Source organism: Pseudomonas sp. Van50 (assembly GCF_055390755.1).
Genome location: NZ_AP024343.1, coordinates 1803703 through 1819867, shown reverse-complemented (window position 1 = coordinate 1819867; position 16165 = coordinate 1803703). Strand labels below are relative to the sequence as shown.

Here is a 16165-nt window from a genome sequence, read left to right as displayed (position 1 = left end):
TGTGACCAGCATGGAACCCACAACCCCCGGCGCCGATCCGCGCCTGAACTTCGATGATCCCTTGCTGGACGGCCTGTTGATCCTCTGCAAACTCCATGGCGCGACGGTCAGCCGCGCCAGCCTCAGCGCCGGGCTCCCTATGGCGCACCAACGCTTGAGCCTGGACCTGCTGCCCCGCGCAGCGGCCCGGGCGAGCTTGCAGGCGCGGTTGTTGCGTCGTGAGCTGGCGGACATCTCCCCCCTGAACCTGCCGGTGATGCTGATCCTGGCGGGGGGCCGTTGCGCGGTATTACGGCGCTGGGGCGAGGATGGCAAGGCGCTGATCCTGCCCAGCGAAGCCGATGGCGGCGAGCAGTGGGTCAGCCGCGAGGAACTGACCACCGATTACAGCGGCCAGGCGCTATTCGCCCGGCCGCGCCATGAACTCGAAGACCTGCGCTCGCCCCTGGTACCCCGGGTCGAGGCGTGGTTTCGCGACACCTTGAAACTGTCGCGCTGGCTGTACAGCGACGCGATCCTGGCGAGTTTCCTGATCAACCTGCTGGGGCTGATGGTGCCGCTGTTCGTCATGCAGACCTACGACCGCGTGGTGCCGAACCAGGCCACGTCCACCTTGTGGGTGCTGGCCGTGGGGCTGTTGATCGGCACCGGCTTCGAACTGGTGCTGCGGGTGGTGCGCGCCCATCTGCTGGACACTGCCGGCAAGAAAACCGACGTGATTCTGTCCGCCACCCTGTTCGAACGCATCACCGGCATGGCGATGAAGGCCAAGCCGGTGACCATCGGCGGCTTCGCCCAGAGCATCCACGACTTCCAGGGCCTGCGCGAATTCCTCACGGCGGTGACGCTCACCAGCCTGATCGACCTGCCCTTCGCCCTGCTGATGCTCGTCGTGATCGGCCTGCTGGGCGGCTGGCTGGTGGTGATTCCCGTGATCGCGTTTCCGATCACCATCATCTTCGCCATGATCATCCAGGTGCGCCTGCGCGACACCGTGCAAAAAAGCCTGGCCCTCGGCGCCCAGCGCCAGGCCCTGCTGATCGAAACCCTCGGCGGCCTGGAAACCCTCAAGGCCTGCAGCGCCGAAAGCGAGCGCCAGCATCAATGGGAAAGCACTCACGGCGCCCTCACCCGCCTGGACAGCCACGCCCGCAACCTCTCGGCACTGGCGACCAATGGCACGTTGTTCCTGCAACAACTGGCGGGCATGGCGACCATCGTCGCCGGGGTCTACAGCATCATTGCCGGCAACCTCAGCGTCGGTGCGCTGGTGGCGACCTACATGCTCGGCAGCCGGGTGCTCGCCCCGCTCGGGCAGATCGCCGGGCTGATCACCCGCTACCAGCAAGCCCAGCTCACCATGCGCAGCACCGATGCCTTGATGGCGTTGCCCCAGGAGCGAGACGTCAAGCAGCGGCCCCTGGACCGTACCCAATTGCAGGGTGCCCTGGACGTCAGCGGCGTGACGTTCCACTACAACGGCCAGAGCGCCCCGGCGCTGACCAATATCAGTTTCAGCCTCAAGCCCGGCGAACGGGTCGGGATCATCGGCCGCAGTGGCTCGGGCAAGAGCACCCTGGCACGCCTGGTGATGGGTTTCTATGCACCGGAGGAAGGCCAGTTGCTGCTGGACGGCCTGGACCTGCGGCAACTGGACGTCGCCGACCTGCGCCAACAGATCGGCTACGTCGCCCATGACCTGCCGCTGCTGGCCGGAAGCCTGCGGGACAATCTCACCCTGGGCGCGCGCTACATCAGCGATGCGCGCATGCTGGAAGTGGCGGAACTGACCGGTGTCACCGAACTGGCGCGCCAGCATCCCCAAGGTTTCGACCGCCCGGTGGGCGAGCGCGGGCAACTGCTGTCCGGCGGCCAACGCCAAGCCGTGCTGCTGGCCCGGGCCTTGTTGCTCGACCCGCCGATCCTGCTGCTGGACGAACCCACCAGCGCCATGGACAACACCAGCGAAGACGTCCTGCGGCAGAAGCTTCACCCCCATGTACAGGGCAAGACGGTGCTGCTGGTCACTCACCGCACCTCGATGCTGAGCCTGGTGGACCGGTTGGTGGTGCTGGATAACGGCCGGATCGTGGCGGACGGGCCGAAGGAAGCGGTCATCGATGCCTTGCGCAAGGGACGGGTAGGCTCTGCGGCGGTTTAAGCCGCTCTAACTGTCAGCACAGCACCTGTGGGAGCAAGGCTTGCCCGCGATACAGGCGCCTCGGTTCCAATGAGACCGCATTAGCTTCATCGCGGGCAAGCCTTGCTCCCACAGATAACCCTCTCAAGCCACGGGTATGTGTTCGGCTTATTTCACTCAACTGACGGGTACCGCCCATGTCTGCCCAAACACCGGATTCAACCGCCCGAAGCTACTTCGGCAGTTTCAGCAAAAGCGCCGAAAGCGAGTTCATGCCGGAAACCGCCGGCGCCACGCTGCAGGATTCGCCCCGGCGCTCGCGCGTTACCGTGTGGCTGGCCGCCGGGTTGATCATCACCGGGCTGGTCTGGGCGAAGTTGGCGGTCTTGCAGGAAGTCACCACCGGCGAAGGCAAGGCGATTCCGTCGAGCAAGATCCAGGTGATCCAGAACCTGGAGGGCGGCATCGTCACCGAGATATTCGTGCGCGAAGGCCAGATGGTGAACAAGGGCGACACCCTGCTGCGCCTGGACGACACGCGATATCAATCGAACAAGGGCGAAAGCGAAGCCGACCGCTATGCCTTGACCGCCCAGGTCGAACGCCTGTCGGCCGAGGCCGAGGGCCGGCCCTTCAAGCTTTCAGATGAGGTGATCGCCAAGGCCCCGCAAGTGGCCGAGGACGAGCGTTCGCTGTACGAACAGCGCCAGCGGCGCCTGGCCAGCGAACAACGGACCCTGACCGAACAGCTGCGGCAGAAGACCCAGGAGCTGGCGGAGTTTCGCTCCAAGCAAGGCCAGTTCAGCTCCGCCCTGGCCTTGCTGCAGGAAGAAATGAACATGTCCGCGCCGCTGGTGCGCACCGGGGCGGTGTCGCCGGTGGAAATCCTGCGGCTCAAACGCAGCGCGGTGGAAATCCGCGGTTCGCTCAACGCCACCACCCTGGCAATTCCCCGGGCCGAATCGGCGATCAACGAGATCAAGAGCAAGATCGACGAATCGGAACAGACCTTCCGCTCCGAGGCGGCCAAGGACCTCAACGAGAAACGTACCGAACTGTCGAAAATCACCGCCTCGAGCATCGCCATCGACGACCGCGTGACCCGCACGACGGTGGTCTCGCCGGTGCATGGGGTGATCAAGCAACTGAAGGTCAACACCATCGGCGGCGTGGTGCAGCCGGGCAACGACATGGTGGAAATCGTGCCCCTGGAAGACAACCTGCTGATCGAAGCCAAGGTCCGCCCCCAGGACGTGGCGTTCCTGCACCCGGGCCAGAAAGCCATGGTCAAGTTCAGCGCCTACGACTACACGATCTATGGCGGGCTGAGCGCCAGGCTCGAACTGATCGGCGCCGACACCATCACCGATGACAAGGGCAACAGCTTCTACCTCATCCAGGTGCGCACCGACAAAAACCATTTGGGCGGGGATGCCAAGCCGTTATTGATCATTCCGGGAATGGTGGCGACGGTGGATATCATTACCGGGGAGAAAAGTGTCTTGGATTACTTGCTTAAACCGGTGTTGAAGGCGCGGACCGAGGCGATGCGCGAGCGGTAGACTTTGGCAGGGATCTTTGGTGCCTGGTCGATCGCTATCGCGAGCAAGCTCGCTCCCACAGGGGGGGCTCCAGCGCGCATAAATCCACTGTGGGAGCGAGCTTGCTCGCGATGAGGCCGGCAGCCACACCGCCTATTTTTCAGCATGATTACGACGAAACGTCTGCTCCCCCATCGCCGCAATCTGCCCCTCGATCAAGGCCTCGAACGGCCTCAACAACGCCTCGAAACTCGCCGGCGCTTCCAGGACCTGCAACGCCTGGACTATCGCCTCCACCGTCGACAACGCCCCCGGCCCGGGCGCCTTGCGCAAGCGGTAACGAGACACAGCGCCTTCGGCCAGGGTCACTCTCGGCAGTGCCGCCAGCAACGGGTTGAGGTGCAGCAGCTTGCGCGCCTTGCGCCAGGTGCCATCCGGGACGACCAGCAAGATCGGCTCATCGGACGGGGCGCAGGTCTGCAACGGTAGCGCCTCGTCGCCAGGAAACAACAACCGCGCCTGATAACCCGGTGGGTTCAGCAGCCGGGGCAAATCCTCGAACACCTCACCCACGATCAACTCGGCATTATTGAGTCCCAACGCCGCCAGCCGGGCGGTATTCAAGGCGTGGTTCACTTCACTGGGATGCTGCAACAGCAAGACGCGGGTGCGGCTGTCGAGGCTGGGGATCAGCGGGCACAGGCAATGGCTTTGTGGCCTGTGGCAACGCGGGCATTGGATTCTGGACATGGTCAGGCCTGGTTCAGTTGAGCTTTGAGCAAATCACGGAACGTCTGGATCAGCGGCTCACGGCTGCGACCACGGCGCACGATCATCGAAAACGGCGCCTGATAGCCGAAGGTCGCTGGCAGCAGCACGCGCAAGTCGCCCTTGTCGACCCAGGCCTGGGCGTAGTGCTCAGGCAGGTAGCCGACGTAGGCACCGGACAGCACCAGGATCAACTGCGCCTCCATGCTCTCCACCGTCGCCGCGCTGTGCTTGAAGCCGTGGCGGGCCAGTTCGGCCTGGCTCCAGTAACCGCGCCCGACCATGCGCTGTTGGGTGATGACCTGCTCGGGAATGCGCCGCTCGTTGAACAACGGGTGGCGGTTGCTGCAATACAACCAATGCTGTTCACGGTACAGCGGCATGTAGACCAGCCCGCTCATGCGCGTGGAAAACGCACCGATGGCCAGGTCCAGGCGATTGTCCTGCACGCCGAGTTGCAGCTCGTAAGGGCTCATGACCGACAGATGCAAATGCACCGCCGGATGTTCCTGGCTGTAGGCACCGATGGCTTCGGCGAACGGCAAGGCCTTGTCGCTGACGGTGGAGTCGATCACCCCCAGGTTCAACGTACCGCGCAGTTCCCCTTTGAGCGCGGCGGCGTACTGCTCGAACCCTTCGAGTTCGCCCAGCAGGCGCAGGGTTTCCTGATGGAACAGCTCGCCCTTGCTGGTCAGGCTGAACCCGCCCCGGCCGCGATGACACAGCACCAGGCCCAGGGCCGACTCCAGTTGGCTCATGTAGGTGCTGATGGCCGACGTGGACAGGTTGAGCTCGTGCTGGGCATTGGCGAACCCCTGGTGCCGGACCACGCTGACGAAAATGCGCAGCAGTTTCAGGTCGGGTAGAGCGTTGGCCATTGGGATGTCTCCATACAGGCGGTCACTGCACATTTGTGGCGAGGGGATTTATCTGTGGGAGCAGAGCTTGCTCGCGATGCAGGCGCTTCGGTTCCAGGGGAAACCGCATGAACTTCATCGCGGGCAAGCCTTGCTCCCACAGGCTTGCACCCACCATTTAACCTCAACAGATCAGTCGCGAGTCTATCGCCCCGCCCGCCATTAGTTTAGAAAAATCTGAACTAAGTATTTGCCGCCAGCGATTCTTCACGGCAACGGCTTTTCGCAGAATCGGTCCCTGATAAGTAAAACAACGATGAGGCCCTACCTGTGGACAAGATTCTTCACCAACCACTGGGCGGCAACGAAATGCCGCGCTTCGGCGGCATCGCCACCATGATGCGACTCCCCCATTTGCAGACCGCTGCCGGCCTGGACGCGGCCTTCATCGGCGTACCGCTGGACATCGGCACCTCCCTGCGCGCCGGCACCCGTTTCGGCCCTCGCGAGATCCGCGCCGAATCGGTGATGATCCGCCCCTACAACATGGCCACCGGCGCCGCGCCGTTCGACTCATTGTCGGTGGCGGACATCGGTGATGTGCCGATCAACACCTTCAACCTGCTGGACGCGGTGCGGATCATCGAAGAGTCGTACCACAAGATCCTCGAACACAACGTCATCCCCCTGACCCTGGGGGCGATCACACCATCACCCTGCCGATCCTGCGGGCGATCCATAAGAAACACGGTAAGGTCGGCCTGGTGCACATCGACGCCCACGCCGATGTGAACGACCACATGTTCGGCGAGAAGATCGCCCATGGCACCACCTTCCGCCGCGCCGTGGAGGAAGGCCTGCTCGATTGCGACCGCGTGGTGCAGATCGGCCTGCGGGCCCAGGGCTACACCGCCGACGATTTCAACTGGAGCCGCAACCAGGGCTTTCGTGTGGTCCAGGCCGAAGAGTGCTGGCACAAATCCCTCGCTCCACTGATGGCCGAAGTGCGCGAGAAAGTCGGCGGCGGCCCGGTGTACCTGAGCTTCGACATCGACGGCATCGACCCGGCCTGGGCGCCCGGCACCGGCACCCCGGAAATCGGCGGCCTGACCACCATCCAGGCGATCGAAATCGTCCGGGGCTGCCAGGGCCTCGACCTGGTCGGTTGCGATCTGGTAGAAGTCTCGCCGCCGTACGACACCACCGGCAACACCTCGCTGCTGGGCGCCAACCTGCTGTACGAGATGCTCTGCGTACTGCCCGGCGTGGTTCATCGCTGAGGTGCGGCCATGAACGATCGAGATCAAATCCTCAAGGCCGCCGCCGAGCTGGTGTCGGCCTTCGCCCGCAATGACCGCGACGCCTACTTCGGTGCGTTCACGGCCGATGCGAGTTTCGTGTTCCACACCCTTGAACAGCCCCTGCTGTCACGCGATGCCTACCAGGCGTTGTGGGATCGCTGGCGGTCCGAGGATGGCTTCGAAGTGCTCAACTGCACCTCGAGCAACGCCTTCGTCAGCCTGCAAGGGGACGTGGCGATTTTCATCCATGACGTGGCCACCGAGCTGCGCATGCAAGGGGAGCTTCACTTTAGCCAGGAGCGCGAAACCATTGTGTTTCGCCAAGAACAACAAGGCCTGTGGCTGGCCTGTCACGAACACTTGTCCGCAATGCCGGAAGGGCTGCCATCCCCTTAGCAACAGGCGACATTCACATTCGATGAACGCGCCTCGATGATCGGAGCAGATCATGCATAACAATAACGATAAAAGCCTTACGCACATTGAAACCAACGGGGTCGAACAGATCCCGGACCACGAACGCACTGCCGGCCCGGGCGACCTGTTTCGCCTGATCTTCGGCGGCGCCAATACCTTCGCCACCGCCGTGCTCGGCAGTTTCCCGGTGCTGTTCGGCTTGTCGTTCCAGGCCGGGGTCTGGGCGATTGTGCTGGGGGTGTTGGTGGGTTCGATCATTCTCGCGCCGATGGGCCTGTTCGGCCCGCTCAACGGCACCAACAACGCGGTGTCTTCCGGTGCGCACTTCGGCGTGCACGGGCGCATCGTCGGCTCGTTCCTCTCGTTGCTGACCGCCATCGCGTTTTTCTCGCTGTCGGTGTGGAGCTCGGGCGATGCGTTGATCGGCGGCGCCAAGCGGCTGGTCGGCGTGCCGGAAACCGACCTGAGCCTGGGCCTGGCCTACGGCCTGTTCGCCTTGCTGGTGTTGACGGTGTGCATCTACGGCTTCCGCTTCATGCTGTGGGTCAACCGCATTGCCGTGTGGGCCGCCAGCCTGCTGTTCCTGCTGGGCATTTTCGCCTTCGCACCGACCTTCGACAGCCAGTTCGCCGGCACGGTCAGCCTCGGCCAGCCGGGCTTCTACGCGGCCTTCATCGGCGCGGCGCTGGTAGCCATGAGCAACCCGATTTCCTTCGGAGCGTTCCTGGGCGACTGGTCGCGCTACATCCCCCGCAACACGCCCAAGCGCCGCATCATGCTGGCCGTGATCGCGGCACAACTGGCGACATTGATCCCGTTCCTGTTCGGCCTCGCCACCGCCACCATCGTGGCGATCAAGGCGCCGGACTACATCGCGGCCAACAATTACGTGGGCGGGCTGCTGGCGGTTTCGCCGGGGTGGTTCTTCCTGCCGGTGTGCCTGATCGCGGTGATCGGCGGCATGTCCACCGGCACCACGTCGCTGTATGGCACCGGGCTGGACATGTCCAGCGTGTTCCCACGGGTGCTGTCGCGGGTCAAGGCCACGCTGCTGATCGGCGTGCTGTCGATTGCCTTCATCTTCATCGGGCGCTTCGCGGCGAACCTGGTGCAGAGCGTATCCACATTCGCCGTGCTGATCATCACCTGCACCACACCGTGGATGGTGATCATGATCATCGGCCTGCTGGTGCGCCGCGGCTTCTACTGCCCGGATGACCTGCAAGTGTTCACCCGCGGTGAAACCGGCGGGCGCTACTGGTTCAGCCACGGCTGGAACTGGCGCGGCCTGGGGGCGTGGATCCCCAGTGCGCTGGTGGGGTTGTGCTTCGTCAACCTGCCGGGGCAGTTCGTCGGGCCGCTGGGGGAATTGGCCGGCGGGATCGACATCAGCCTGCCGGTGACCCTGGGCCTGGCCTCGGTGGTGTACCTGGTGCTGCTTGGGTTGTTCCCAGAGCCGGCGGCGGTGTATGGGCCGGATGATCCGCGTAGGAACGATTCGGCGTCCATCGATAAACCGCAGCTCGGGCAGACCGTCTGACCCGAGGTGAACGCATCACCTGGCTGTAAATGCAACACCTGAGGCTGGGAGCTTTTGTGGCGAGGGAGCTTGCTCCCGCTGGACCGGGCTGGCGCTCCAGTGCGGAGCGCTCCCGAAATAGCGATTGCTTCGCAACCGAGCGGGAGCAAGCTCCCTCGCCACAAAAGCGTCACCCGACATCACCCCGACTTCCTATAAAAAAAACAATCGGAGACACGCCACCATGGCTTTGGACTTAATCGTCGTTCTCATCTACGCCGCCGGCATGATCGCCCTCGGTTGGTACGGCATGCGCCGCGCCAAGACCCGTGACGACTACCTCGTCGCCGGGCGCAACCTCGGCCCGGGCTTTTACCTAGGCACCATGGCCGCCACCGTCCTGGGCGGCGCATCCACCATCGGCACCGTGCGCCTGGGCTACGTCTACGGTATTTCCGGGTTCTGGCTGTGCGGCGCCATCGGCCTGGGCATCGTCGGCCTGAGCCTGTTCCTCGCCAAGCCGTTGCTCAAGCTCAAGATCTACACCGTGACCCAAGTGCTGGAACGCCGCTACAACCCGGCGGCGCGCCAGGCCAGTGCGCTGATCATGCTGGTTTACGCACTGATGATCGGCGCCACCTCGACCATTGCCATCGGCACCGTGATGCAGGTGTTGTTCGGCTTGCCGTTCTGGGTGTCGATCCTGGTGGGCGGTGGCGTGGTGGTGCTGTATTCCACCATCGGCGGCATGTGGTCGCTGACCCTCACCGACATCGTGCAATTCCTGATCATGACCGTCGGCCTGGTGTTCCTGCTGATGCCAATGTCCATCAGTGACGCGGGCGGCTGGGATGCCATGGTGGCTAAACTGCCGGCCAGCTACTTCGACTTCACCGCGATTGGCTGGGACACCATCCTCACCTACTTCCTGATCTACTTCTTCGGCATCTTCATCGGCCAAGACATCTGGCAGCGCGTGTTCACCGCCCGCAGCGAAGGCGTGGCCAAAGTGGCCGGCACCGCCGCCGGCCTGTACTGCGTGCTGTATGGCCTGGCCGGGGCGTTGATCGGCATGGCGGCCAAGGTGTTGCTGCCGGACCTGGAGAACGTCAACAACGCCTTCGCCAGCGTGGTGCAGACCAGCCTCCCCAACGGCATTCGCGGCCTGGTGATCGCCGCGGCCCTGGCGGCCTTGATGTCCACCGCCGCAGCGGGCCTGCTCGCCGCGTCCACCACGGTGGTCCAGGACTTGCTGCCCCGTCTGCGCCAGGGCCGTGAGAGCGGCAGTGGCGACGTCCACGAGAACCGCATCGCGACCCTGCTGATGGGGGCGGTGGTCCTGGTGATCGCCCTGGTGGTCAGCGACGTCATCAGCGCCCTGACCCTGGCCTACAACCTGCTGGTGGGCGGCATGCTGATCCCGCTGATCGGCGCCATCTACTGGAAACGCGCCACCACTGCCGGGGCGATCACCAGCATGTCGCTGGGCTTCTTGACCGCGCTGTTCTTCATGCTCAAGGACGGCCTGGACGCCAACACCCCGATCTACTACAGCCTGAGCGTGGCGCTGGTGAGTTTTGTGCTGGTGAGCGTGTTGTCGCCACGGCCGAGTACGGTGGCCAAGGCGGTTTGACCGCCAACGCTCGGCAATGAGATCCCTGTGGGAGCGAGCTTGCTCGCGATGACGGCGGTACATTCAACATGAATGCATGCCGGTCTACCGCTATCGCGAGCAAGCTCGCTCCCACAGATTCTGTCTTCGGAAATAAAAAGATCGCAGTTCCGGGCCATCTCAATTGAAATGGTCCGGAACTGCGATCTCTCCAAATTCGGTGGTGTATTTACCGGCGGCGCGGTTGGCGGCGGCGTTGCTCGTCATCGGTGCGGATCGGTACCGGTTGCATCGGCGGTTCGATCAGGCCAAGCGCGACACCCAAGTCGTGAAGCCAGTTCTGGATTTTCTCTTTCATCGTGGTGCCCCTCAGGGTGGTGCGAGCGGCAGATTTCTGTGGCCCCTTCGCACTGATAATAGTCCGATGTTCTACGCAATGCTCGTCTCAGTTTGCAATGATCTGTTACTGAATTGATCCAAATCCACCTCCCGGAGTTCAAGCCGATTGCGCCGTGAGCATTGGCCCCCGCGGCCAGGCCTGTTGTTGCAACTCGATCCAGGCGTTCAGGTTGGCTCCGACCATGCCTTTGCGCCACATCAGCCAGGTGGTGGCGCTGGCGAACGGCTCGGCCAGCGAATGCACCGATACCCGCTCGCGGCCCGGCAGGCTGGCCAGCATCGACTCGGACATCAACGCCACCCCGGACCCGGCGATCACACATGCCAGCATCCCCTGATAAGACTCGATTTCCATCGCCCGGCCCATGGTCGCGTGATCATGGGCAAACCAGGCCTCTAATCGCATCCGGTACGAGCAACCACGCCGGAACGTGAACACCGCGCGGCCCTGCACATCCAGGGCACTGCGTACCGGCGGGTGATCGGCCTCGGTAATCAGCACCAACCGCTCGTCGCACAACGGCACGCCATCCAGCCCCGCCAGCTCCAGCGGGCCGTCCACCAGTGCCGCGTCGAGCCGGTTGGTGAGCAGGCCTTCAAGCAGTTCACCACTGGGGCCCGATTGCACTTGCAGGTTCACCGCCGGATACGCCCGGTGATAAGCCGCCAGCAGGTCGGGCAAATGCGTCGCCGCCGTGCTGTACATCGTGCCCAGCAGGAAATCCCCGGCCGGCTGACCGCCCTGCACGGCGGCATGGGCCTCGTCATGCAAGGCGAACAGCTTGGCCGCATAGTCCAGCAGGACTTTTCCTGCCGGCGACAACTGCAAACGCTGACGCTCCCGCAGGAAAAGGTCCACACCCAGCTGTTCTTCAAGCTGCTTGAGCCGGGTCGACAGGTTCGACGGCACCCGGTGCAGGCGCTCGGCGGCCCGGGTGATGGAACCTTCCTCGGCCACGGCCTGGAAAATCCGCAGTTGGCTGAACTCCATGACCTTCTCCAAAAAAGAACAAGTTACTCACTATTATTCATTTTTAATGAAAGTCAATCAGTCCTAGCCTGACGGTCATTCGCCCCGACACCGGAGAACGACCATGTCACCTCTAATTCGCCTGCTCGGCAGTTTCATCGCGCTGATGATGGCCATGGGCATCGGCCGCTTCGCCCTGACGCCCCAGTTACCTCACTTGATCGGCGAAGGTCAGGTCGACTTGACCGCCGCCGGTCTGATTGCCGCCGCCAATTACCTGGGATACTTCCTTGGCGCGCTGGACGCCATGTTCGCCCGTCGGCCGGAACAGGTGCGACGGCGGTTGCTCGGCGGCCTGTGGCTGTGCGTGCTGCTGACCCTGGCGTCGTTCTGGGCCTGGGGCTTCTGGCCGCACCTGGCGCTGCGTTTCGGCACCGGCGTGGCGAGCGCCTGGGTGATGGTGATGATCACCACCCTGAGCCAACCCTTGGCTGCGGCGGTGGGACGGCCACGGCTCGGTGCCTTGGTGTTTGCCGGCCCGGGCCTGGGGATTTTCCTGACCGGCCTGCTCGCCCTGGGTTCGAACCTGCTGGGCCAGACCTCCGCCACCCTGTGGCTGGTGTATGCCGGCGTGGCCTTGGCGATGTTGCTGGTGATCTTGCCGATCCTGCCGCAGCCGGCAGCCGCAGCACCTGTCGCAGGGCCGACCGCCCCTTCGCCGAACGCGGGCATCGCACGATTGGGCGTGGTGTACGCCCTGTACGGCGTGGGCTACATCATTCCGGCGACGTTCCTGTCGCAAATGGCCTCGGCGCAGTTCCACGGCCAATGGCTGGCCGATCTGTTCTGGCCCTGCTTCGGCATGGCCGCCGCCAGCGGCGTATTGCTGGTCAGCCGGCGGCGGCCGAACCCGAACACCACCGGCCGCTGGTTGATCGGTACGCTCTGGCTGCAAGCCGCCGGGGTATTTGCCTGCCTGCTGGGCAGCGGGCCGGGGCTGGCCCTGGGGGTGATCCTGTGTGGCACGCCGTTCCTGGCCTGCATGCAACTGGTGATGCTGCGCTCCCGGGAACTGGCGCCCCACGCCACCCAGCGCAACGCTGGCCTGTTGACCGCCTGTTTTGCCGTGGGCCAACTCAGCGGGCCACTGCTGGCGGCGCTGAGCAGCCATTTCAGTGGCGGCCTGCAACCGGCGCTGATCATTGCCGGCAGCGGCCTGGTGCTGGCCGGTGGCTTGTTGCTGCGGCCCGCCAGCCGGGGCGCGGCGAGCCCTTGCGCCCAGAGCGCCCTGCGTTGATCAGGCCTGGCCGGCCGGGCTGAACGCCTTGCTCGACTGCGTGGCCGGCTCGCGTCGCGCCAAGGCGAAATACAACACCCCGCCGAGGAAGCAACCGGTGAACCAGGCAAAGTTGGCCATCGGTTGCAGCACGGGGGTGAAGGTGATCGCCACCCCCATCAGCGTCGCCGGAATCAACGCCTTGACCGCCGTCCAGTTGATGCCGCCGCTGTAGTAATAGCGCCCGCTGGGCCCGTCATTGAACAACGCATCGACGTCGATCTGCTGCTTCTTGATCAGGTAGTAATCCACCAGCAGGATCCCGAACAACGGGCCGATGAACGCCGCCAGCACGTCCAGGGTGTAGTGGATCACTTCGGGGTTGTTGAACAGGTTCCACGGCGTGATGAAAATCGAGGCCACCGCCGCGATCATGCCGCCGGCGCGCCAACTGATCTTGCTGGGGGCGACGTTGGCGAAGTCGAAGGCCGGCGAGACGAAGTTGGCGACAATGTTGATGCCGATGGTGGCGGTCACGAAGGCAAAGGCCCCCAGCAAGACCGCCACGTCGTTGTCGATGCGCGCCACGGTGGCAATCGGGTCGTGGAGCATTTCACCGAACACCGGCAAGGTCCCGGAAACAATCACCACGGTGACCAGGGAGAACGCCAGGAAATTCACCGGCAGCCCCCAGAAATTACCCCGGCGCACGTCAGACATGCTTCGGCAGTAACGGCTGAAATCGCCGAAATTCAGGGTCGGGCCGGAAAAGTACGACACCACCAGGGCCGTCGCCACGATCACTTGGCCGAACGCCTGCCAGCCGGACAAGGACTTTTCCGCCAGGGTGAAGCTGATGTTGCTCCAACCGGCCTTCCACACGATCCAGCCGGCCAACAGGAACATCACGGCGTACACCACCGGCCCGGCCCAATCGATGAAACGACGGATCGATTCCATGCCGGTCCAGAACACCAGCGCCTGGACAAACCACAGGCTGAGGAAACCGAACCAACCCAGGTAGGACAAACCGGCAAAATGCGGCGTCGCGTAAACCTCCATTGAAGGAAAAAACCGCAGCACCACGATGATCAGCGCGCTGGAGGCCAGGTACGTCTGAATGCCGTACCAGGCCACGGCGATCAAACCGCGAATGACCGCAGGAATATTCGCCCCGAACACCCCGAACGCCAGCCGGCAGATCACCGGGTACGGCACCGCCGCCTGCTGGCTCGGCTTGGCGACCAGGTTGGCGATCAACTGCACGATGCAGATCCCGCCGAGCAAGGCGATAAGCACCTGCCAACTCGCCAGGCCCAAGGCGAACAGACTGGCGGCGAAGACATAACCGCCCACACTGTGCACATCACTCATCCAGAACGCGAAGATGTTGTACCAATTCCATTTCTGCGGCAGCGGGCCCAGGTCCTCGTTATAGAGGCGGGGGCTGTAGCCGTTGGGCAATTGCTCGGACATTGCGGGGCTCCTTTGAGTACCGCCGTGCCCCCGTAGCGACCTGCTCACCATACTGCGCACGGGAGCCGGCATGGTTTGTATACGCGTTGCTACGCAGAATGCGTGCCATAGGCGCAGGATGTGAGACAAACCGGGGTGTGTGGCGCAGAGGAACACCGCGCAGGAACAGGCATACGCCCACGAACAGGGCGCGGGTGCATGCTAAAGGTGCAGGATTTTGTATACAGCGAAGGTCAACCTGTGGCGAGGGAGCTTGCTCCCGCTGGGGCGCGAAGCGGCCCCTTCGAACATGCCACCTCGGTGTGTCAGCTTGGATTGAGTGCACCTGGTTTGGGGCTGCTTCGCAGCCCAGCGGGAGCAAGCTCCCTCGCCACAGGAATTGTGTGCAGTTAGCTCAATTCAATGCGATCAGCATGAATGACAATTTGCCCATTCTTGTACAGCGCACCAATGGCCTTCTTGAAGTTGCCCTTGCTCACGCCAAACAGGCTGCTGATCAGCGCCGGGTCGCTCTTGTCGCTGACCGCCAGGGTGCCGTTGTTCTCTCGCAACTTGGCGAGGATCTTGGCGTTCAGGCTGGTGGCGGCTTCCTGGCCCACCGGCTGCAGGCTCAGGCTGATCTTGCCGTCCGGGCGGATTTCCTTGATGAAGCCTTTTTCCTGCATGCCAGCGCGCATGAACTTGAAGATTTCATTCTTGTGGATCAGGCCCCAGTGCTTGTTATTGATGATCGCCTTGAACCCCATGTCGGTGGCTTCGGCGACCAGCAAATCCACTTCCTGGCCCGGCGTGTAGTTGGCCGGGGTCTTGTCCAGATAACGATCCAGGCGCGCCGTGGCGGTGATGCGACGGGTGTGCTTGTCGAGGTAGACGTGCACCACGCAGTATTCGCCGGCGGTCATCTGGCGCTTTTCTTCGGAATACGGCAGCAACAGGTCCTTGGGCAGGCCCCAGTCCAGGAACACGCCGATGCTGTTGACCTCAACCACTTTCAGGCTGGCGAACTCACCGACCTGAACCTTGGGTTTTTCCGTGGTGGCGATCAATTTATCGTCGCTGTCCAGATAAATGAAAACATTGAGCCAGTCTTCATCTTCACTGGGAATATCCTTGGGAATATATCGATTGGGCAGCAGGATTTCGCCGTCCGCACCGCCGTCCAGATATAAACCGAAGTTAGTGTGTTTAACCACTTGCAAACTGTTGTAGCGCCCGACTAAAGCCATTTCCAATACCCTCATTGCGTGGGCGGCATTCTACCCGGTTTTGCGGCGCGATTCGTGGCCGCCGGCAAGGTTTGCCTGGAAGGCCCGGCCCAACCGTTGATTTTCCTGGGTTTTCGTCCGAGACACAGCCATTCGTCAGGCCGGTGACGGTGCATGCCGTCCACGCCCGGCACAATATTCTTCACACGGTTGTTATTTAAAACAGAGGCTTAGGGCAATTATTGCCGGATAACGGCTGATTATTCCCGTCACGCCAGCGATAATTCAGAAGGATATTTGCCAAGCAATTGTCAAGTATTTCCTGTACGATGCCTGGCCCAATTAATTATCTACAGGTTAATGGCCGTCATGCGCGTAAAAGCATCCAACAGCAAAGCAAAGCCAGCTCCAGCCGTTGAAACCAGCGAGTCGATCAACGACCAGATCGCTGCGTTCCTCAAGTCCGGCGGCGAGATCCAGCAAATTGCCAAAGGCGTCAGCGGCCAGACATTCGGCCCGTCCAAGCAGATCAGCCTGGGCAAGAAGTAACCTGCGCGTCACCTGGTCCCAAAGCGCTTTGAGCTTCGAAGCGCTTGGACTGGAACCCTCCCCCGCCCTATCCATTTCCCATGAATCGACGAACGGCCTTCACTGCCGATCATTCGCCGGTATCCTTGCACCTCT

At 62.9% G+C, this 16165-nt stretch carries 13 protein-coding genes and 1 pseudogene; 8 read left to right on the top strand and 6 right to left on the bottom strand.

The window, feature by feature from the left end; genetic code table 11:
- Position 1: 1 nt before the first annotated feature.
- A complete protein-coding gene (locus ACZ5M5_RS08055; RefSeq protein ID WP_464738874.1) occupies positions 2 to 2161 on the top strand; it encodes a type I secretion system permease/ATPase in 2160 nt (719 codons plus the stop codon).
- Positions 2162 to 2337: 176 nt separating this feature from the next.
- On the top strand, positions 2338 to 3702 hold the full coding sequence (locus ACZ5M5_RS08050) for an HlyD family type I secretion periplasmic adaptor subunit (RefSeq protein ID WP_103310828.1): 1365 nt from the start codon (positions 2338 to 2340) through the stop codon (positions 3700 to 3702).
- A 132-nt stretch (positions 3703 to 3834) separates the two neighbouring features.
- Here ACZ5M5_RS08050 and ACZ5M5_RS08045 read toward each other — a convergent pair whose 3' ends face one another.
- Both ACZ5M5_RS08045 and ACZ5M5_RS08040 read right to left on the bottom strand, forming a co-directional pair.
- Positions 3835 to 4431, bottom strand: coding sequence for a tRNA-uridine aminocarboxypropyltransferase (locus ACZ5M5_RS08045; RefSeq protein WP_103310827.1), 597 nt, complete (start codon positions 4429 to 4431; stop codon positions 3835 to 3837).
- Between the two features lie 2 nt (positions 4432 to 4433).
- Complete coding sequence (locus ACZ5M5_RS08040; RefSeq protein ID WP_003184133.1) at positions 4434 to 5327, bottom strand: LysR family transcriptional regulator; 894 nt, start codon at positions 5325 to 5327, stop codon at positions 4434 to 4436.
- 309 nt (positions 5328 to 5636) lie between these two features.
- Between ACZ5M5_RS08040 and speB the strand changes: the two are divergent.
- From speB to ACZ5M5_RS08020, 4 genes and pseudogenes are all read left to right on the top strand, one after another.
- Positions 5637 to 6586 (top strand): annotated as a pseudogene (gene speB, locus ACZ5M5_RS08035) (agmatinase).
- A gap of 9 nt (positions 6587 to 6595) precedes the next feature.
- Complete coding sequence (locus tag ACZ5M5_RS08030; RefSeq protein WP_103310824.1) at positions 6596 to 7003, top strand: YybH family protein; 408 nt, start codon at positions 6596 to 6598, stop codon at positions 7001 to 7003.
- Positions 7004 to 7052: 49 nt separating this feature from the next.
- Positions 7053 to 8564, top strand: a complete 1512-nt coding sequence (locus tag ACZ5M5_RS08025; protein ID WP_464739338.1) for a purine-cytosine permease family protein — start codon at positions 7053 to 7055, stop codon at positions 8562 to 8564.
- Between the two features lie 223 nt (positions 8565 to 8787).
- Entirely contained in the window at positions 8788 to 10176 is a 1389-nt protein-coding gene (locus ACZ5M5_RS08020) for a sodium:solute symporter family protein (RefSeq protein ID WP_464738873.1), read from the top strand.
- Between the two features lie 208 nt (positions 10177 to 10384).
- Here ACZ5M5_RS08020 and ACZ5M5_RS08015 read toward each other — a convergent pair whose 3' ends face one another.
- Entirely contained in the window at positions 10385 to 10513 is a 129-nt protein-coding gene (locus ACZ5M5_RS08015) for a PA1414 family protein (protein ID WP_003198971.1), read from the bottom strand.
- Positions 10514 to 10651: 138 nt separating this feature from the next.
- A complete protein-coding gene (gene ptrR, locus ACZ5M5_RS08010) occupies positions 10652 to 11545 on the bottom strand; it encodes a putrescine utilization regulator PtrR (protein WP_060738692.1) in 894 nt (297 codons plus the stop codon).
- Between the two features lie 103 nt (positions 11546 to 11648).
- On the opposite strand from ptrR, the gene ACZ5M5_RS08005 reads away from it, so the two are divergent.
- Positions 11649 to 12821: an MFS transporter gene (locus ACZ5M5_RS08005; RefSeq protein WP_060738693.1), complete on the top strand. Its 1173-nt coding sequence runs from the start codon at positions 11649 to 11651 to the stop codon at positions 12819 to 12821.
- Here the strand turns inward: ACZ5M5_RS08005 and ACZ5M5_RS08000 are convergent, their stop codons facing one another.
- Positions 12822 to 14276: an NCS1 family nucleobase:cation symporter-1 gene (locus ACZ5M5_RS08000; RefSeq protein WP_060738694.1), complete on the bottom strand. Its 1455-nt coding sequence runs from the start codon at positions 14274 to 14276 to the stop codon at positions 12822 to 12824.
- Positions 14277 to 14665: 389 nt separating this feature from the next.
- Positions 14666 to 15502 carry a CvfB family protein gene (locus tag ACZ5M5_RS07995; protein ID WP_060738695.1) on the bottom strand — a complete coding sequence of 279 codons (837 nt, stop codon included), beginning with the start codon at positions 15500 to 15502 and terminating at the stop codon, positions 14666 to 14668.
- A 339-nt stretch (positions 15503 to 15841) separates the two neighbouring features.
- Here ACZ5M5_RS07995 and ACZ5M5_RS07990 point away from each other — a divergent pair, with 339 nt between their 5' ends.
- A complete protein-coding gene (locus ACZ5M5_RS07990) occupies positions 15842 to 16030 on the top strand; it encodes a hypothetical protein (RefSeq protein ID WP_018607615.1) in 189 nt (62 codons plus the stop codon).
- Positions 16031 to 16165 lie beyond the last annotated feature (135 nt).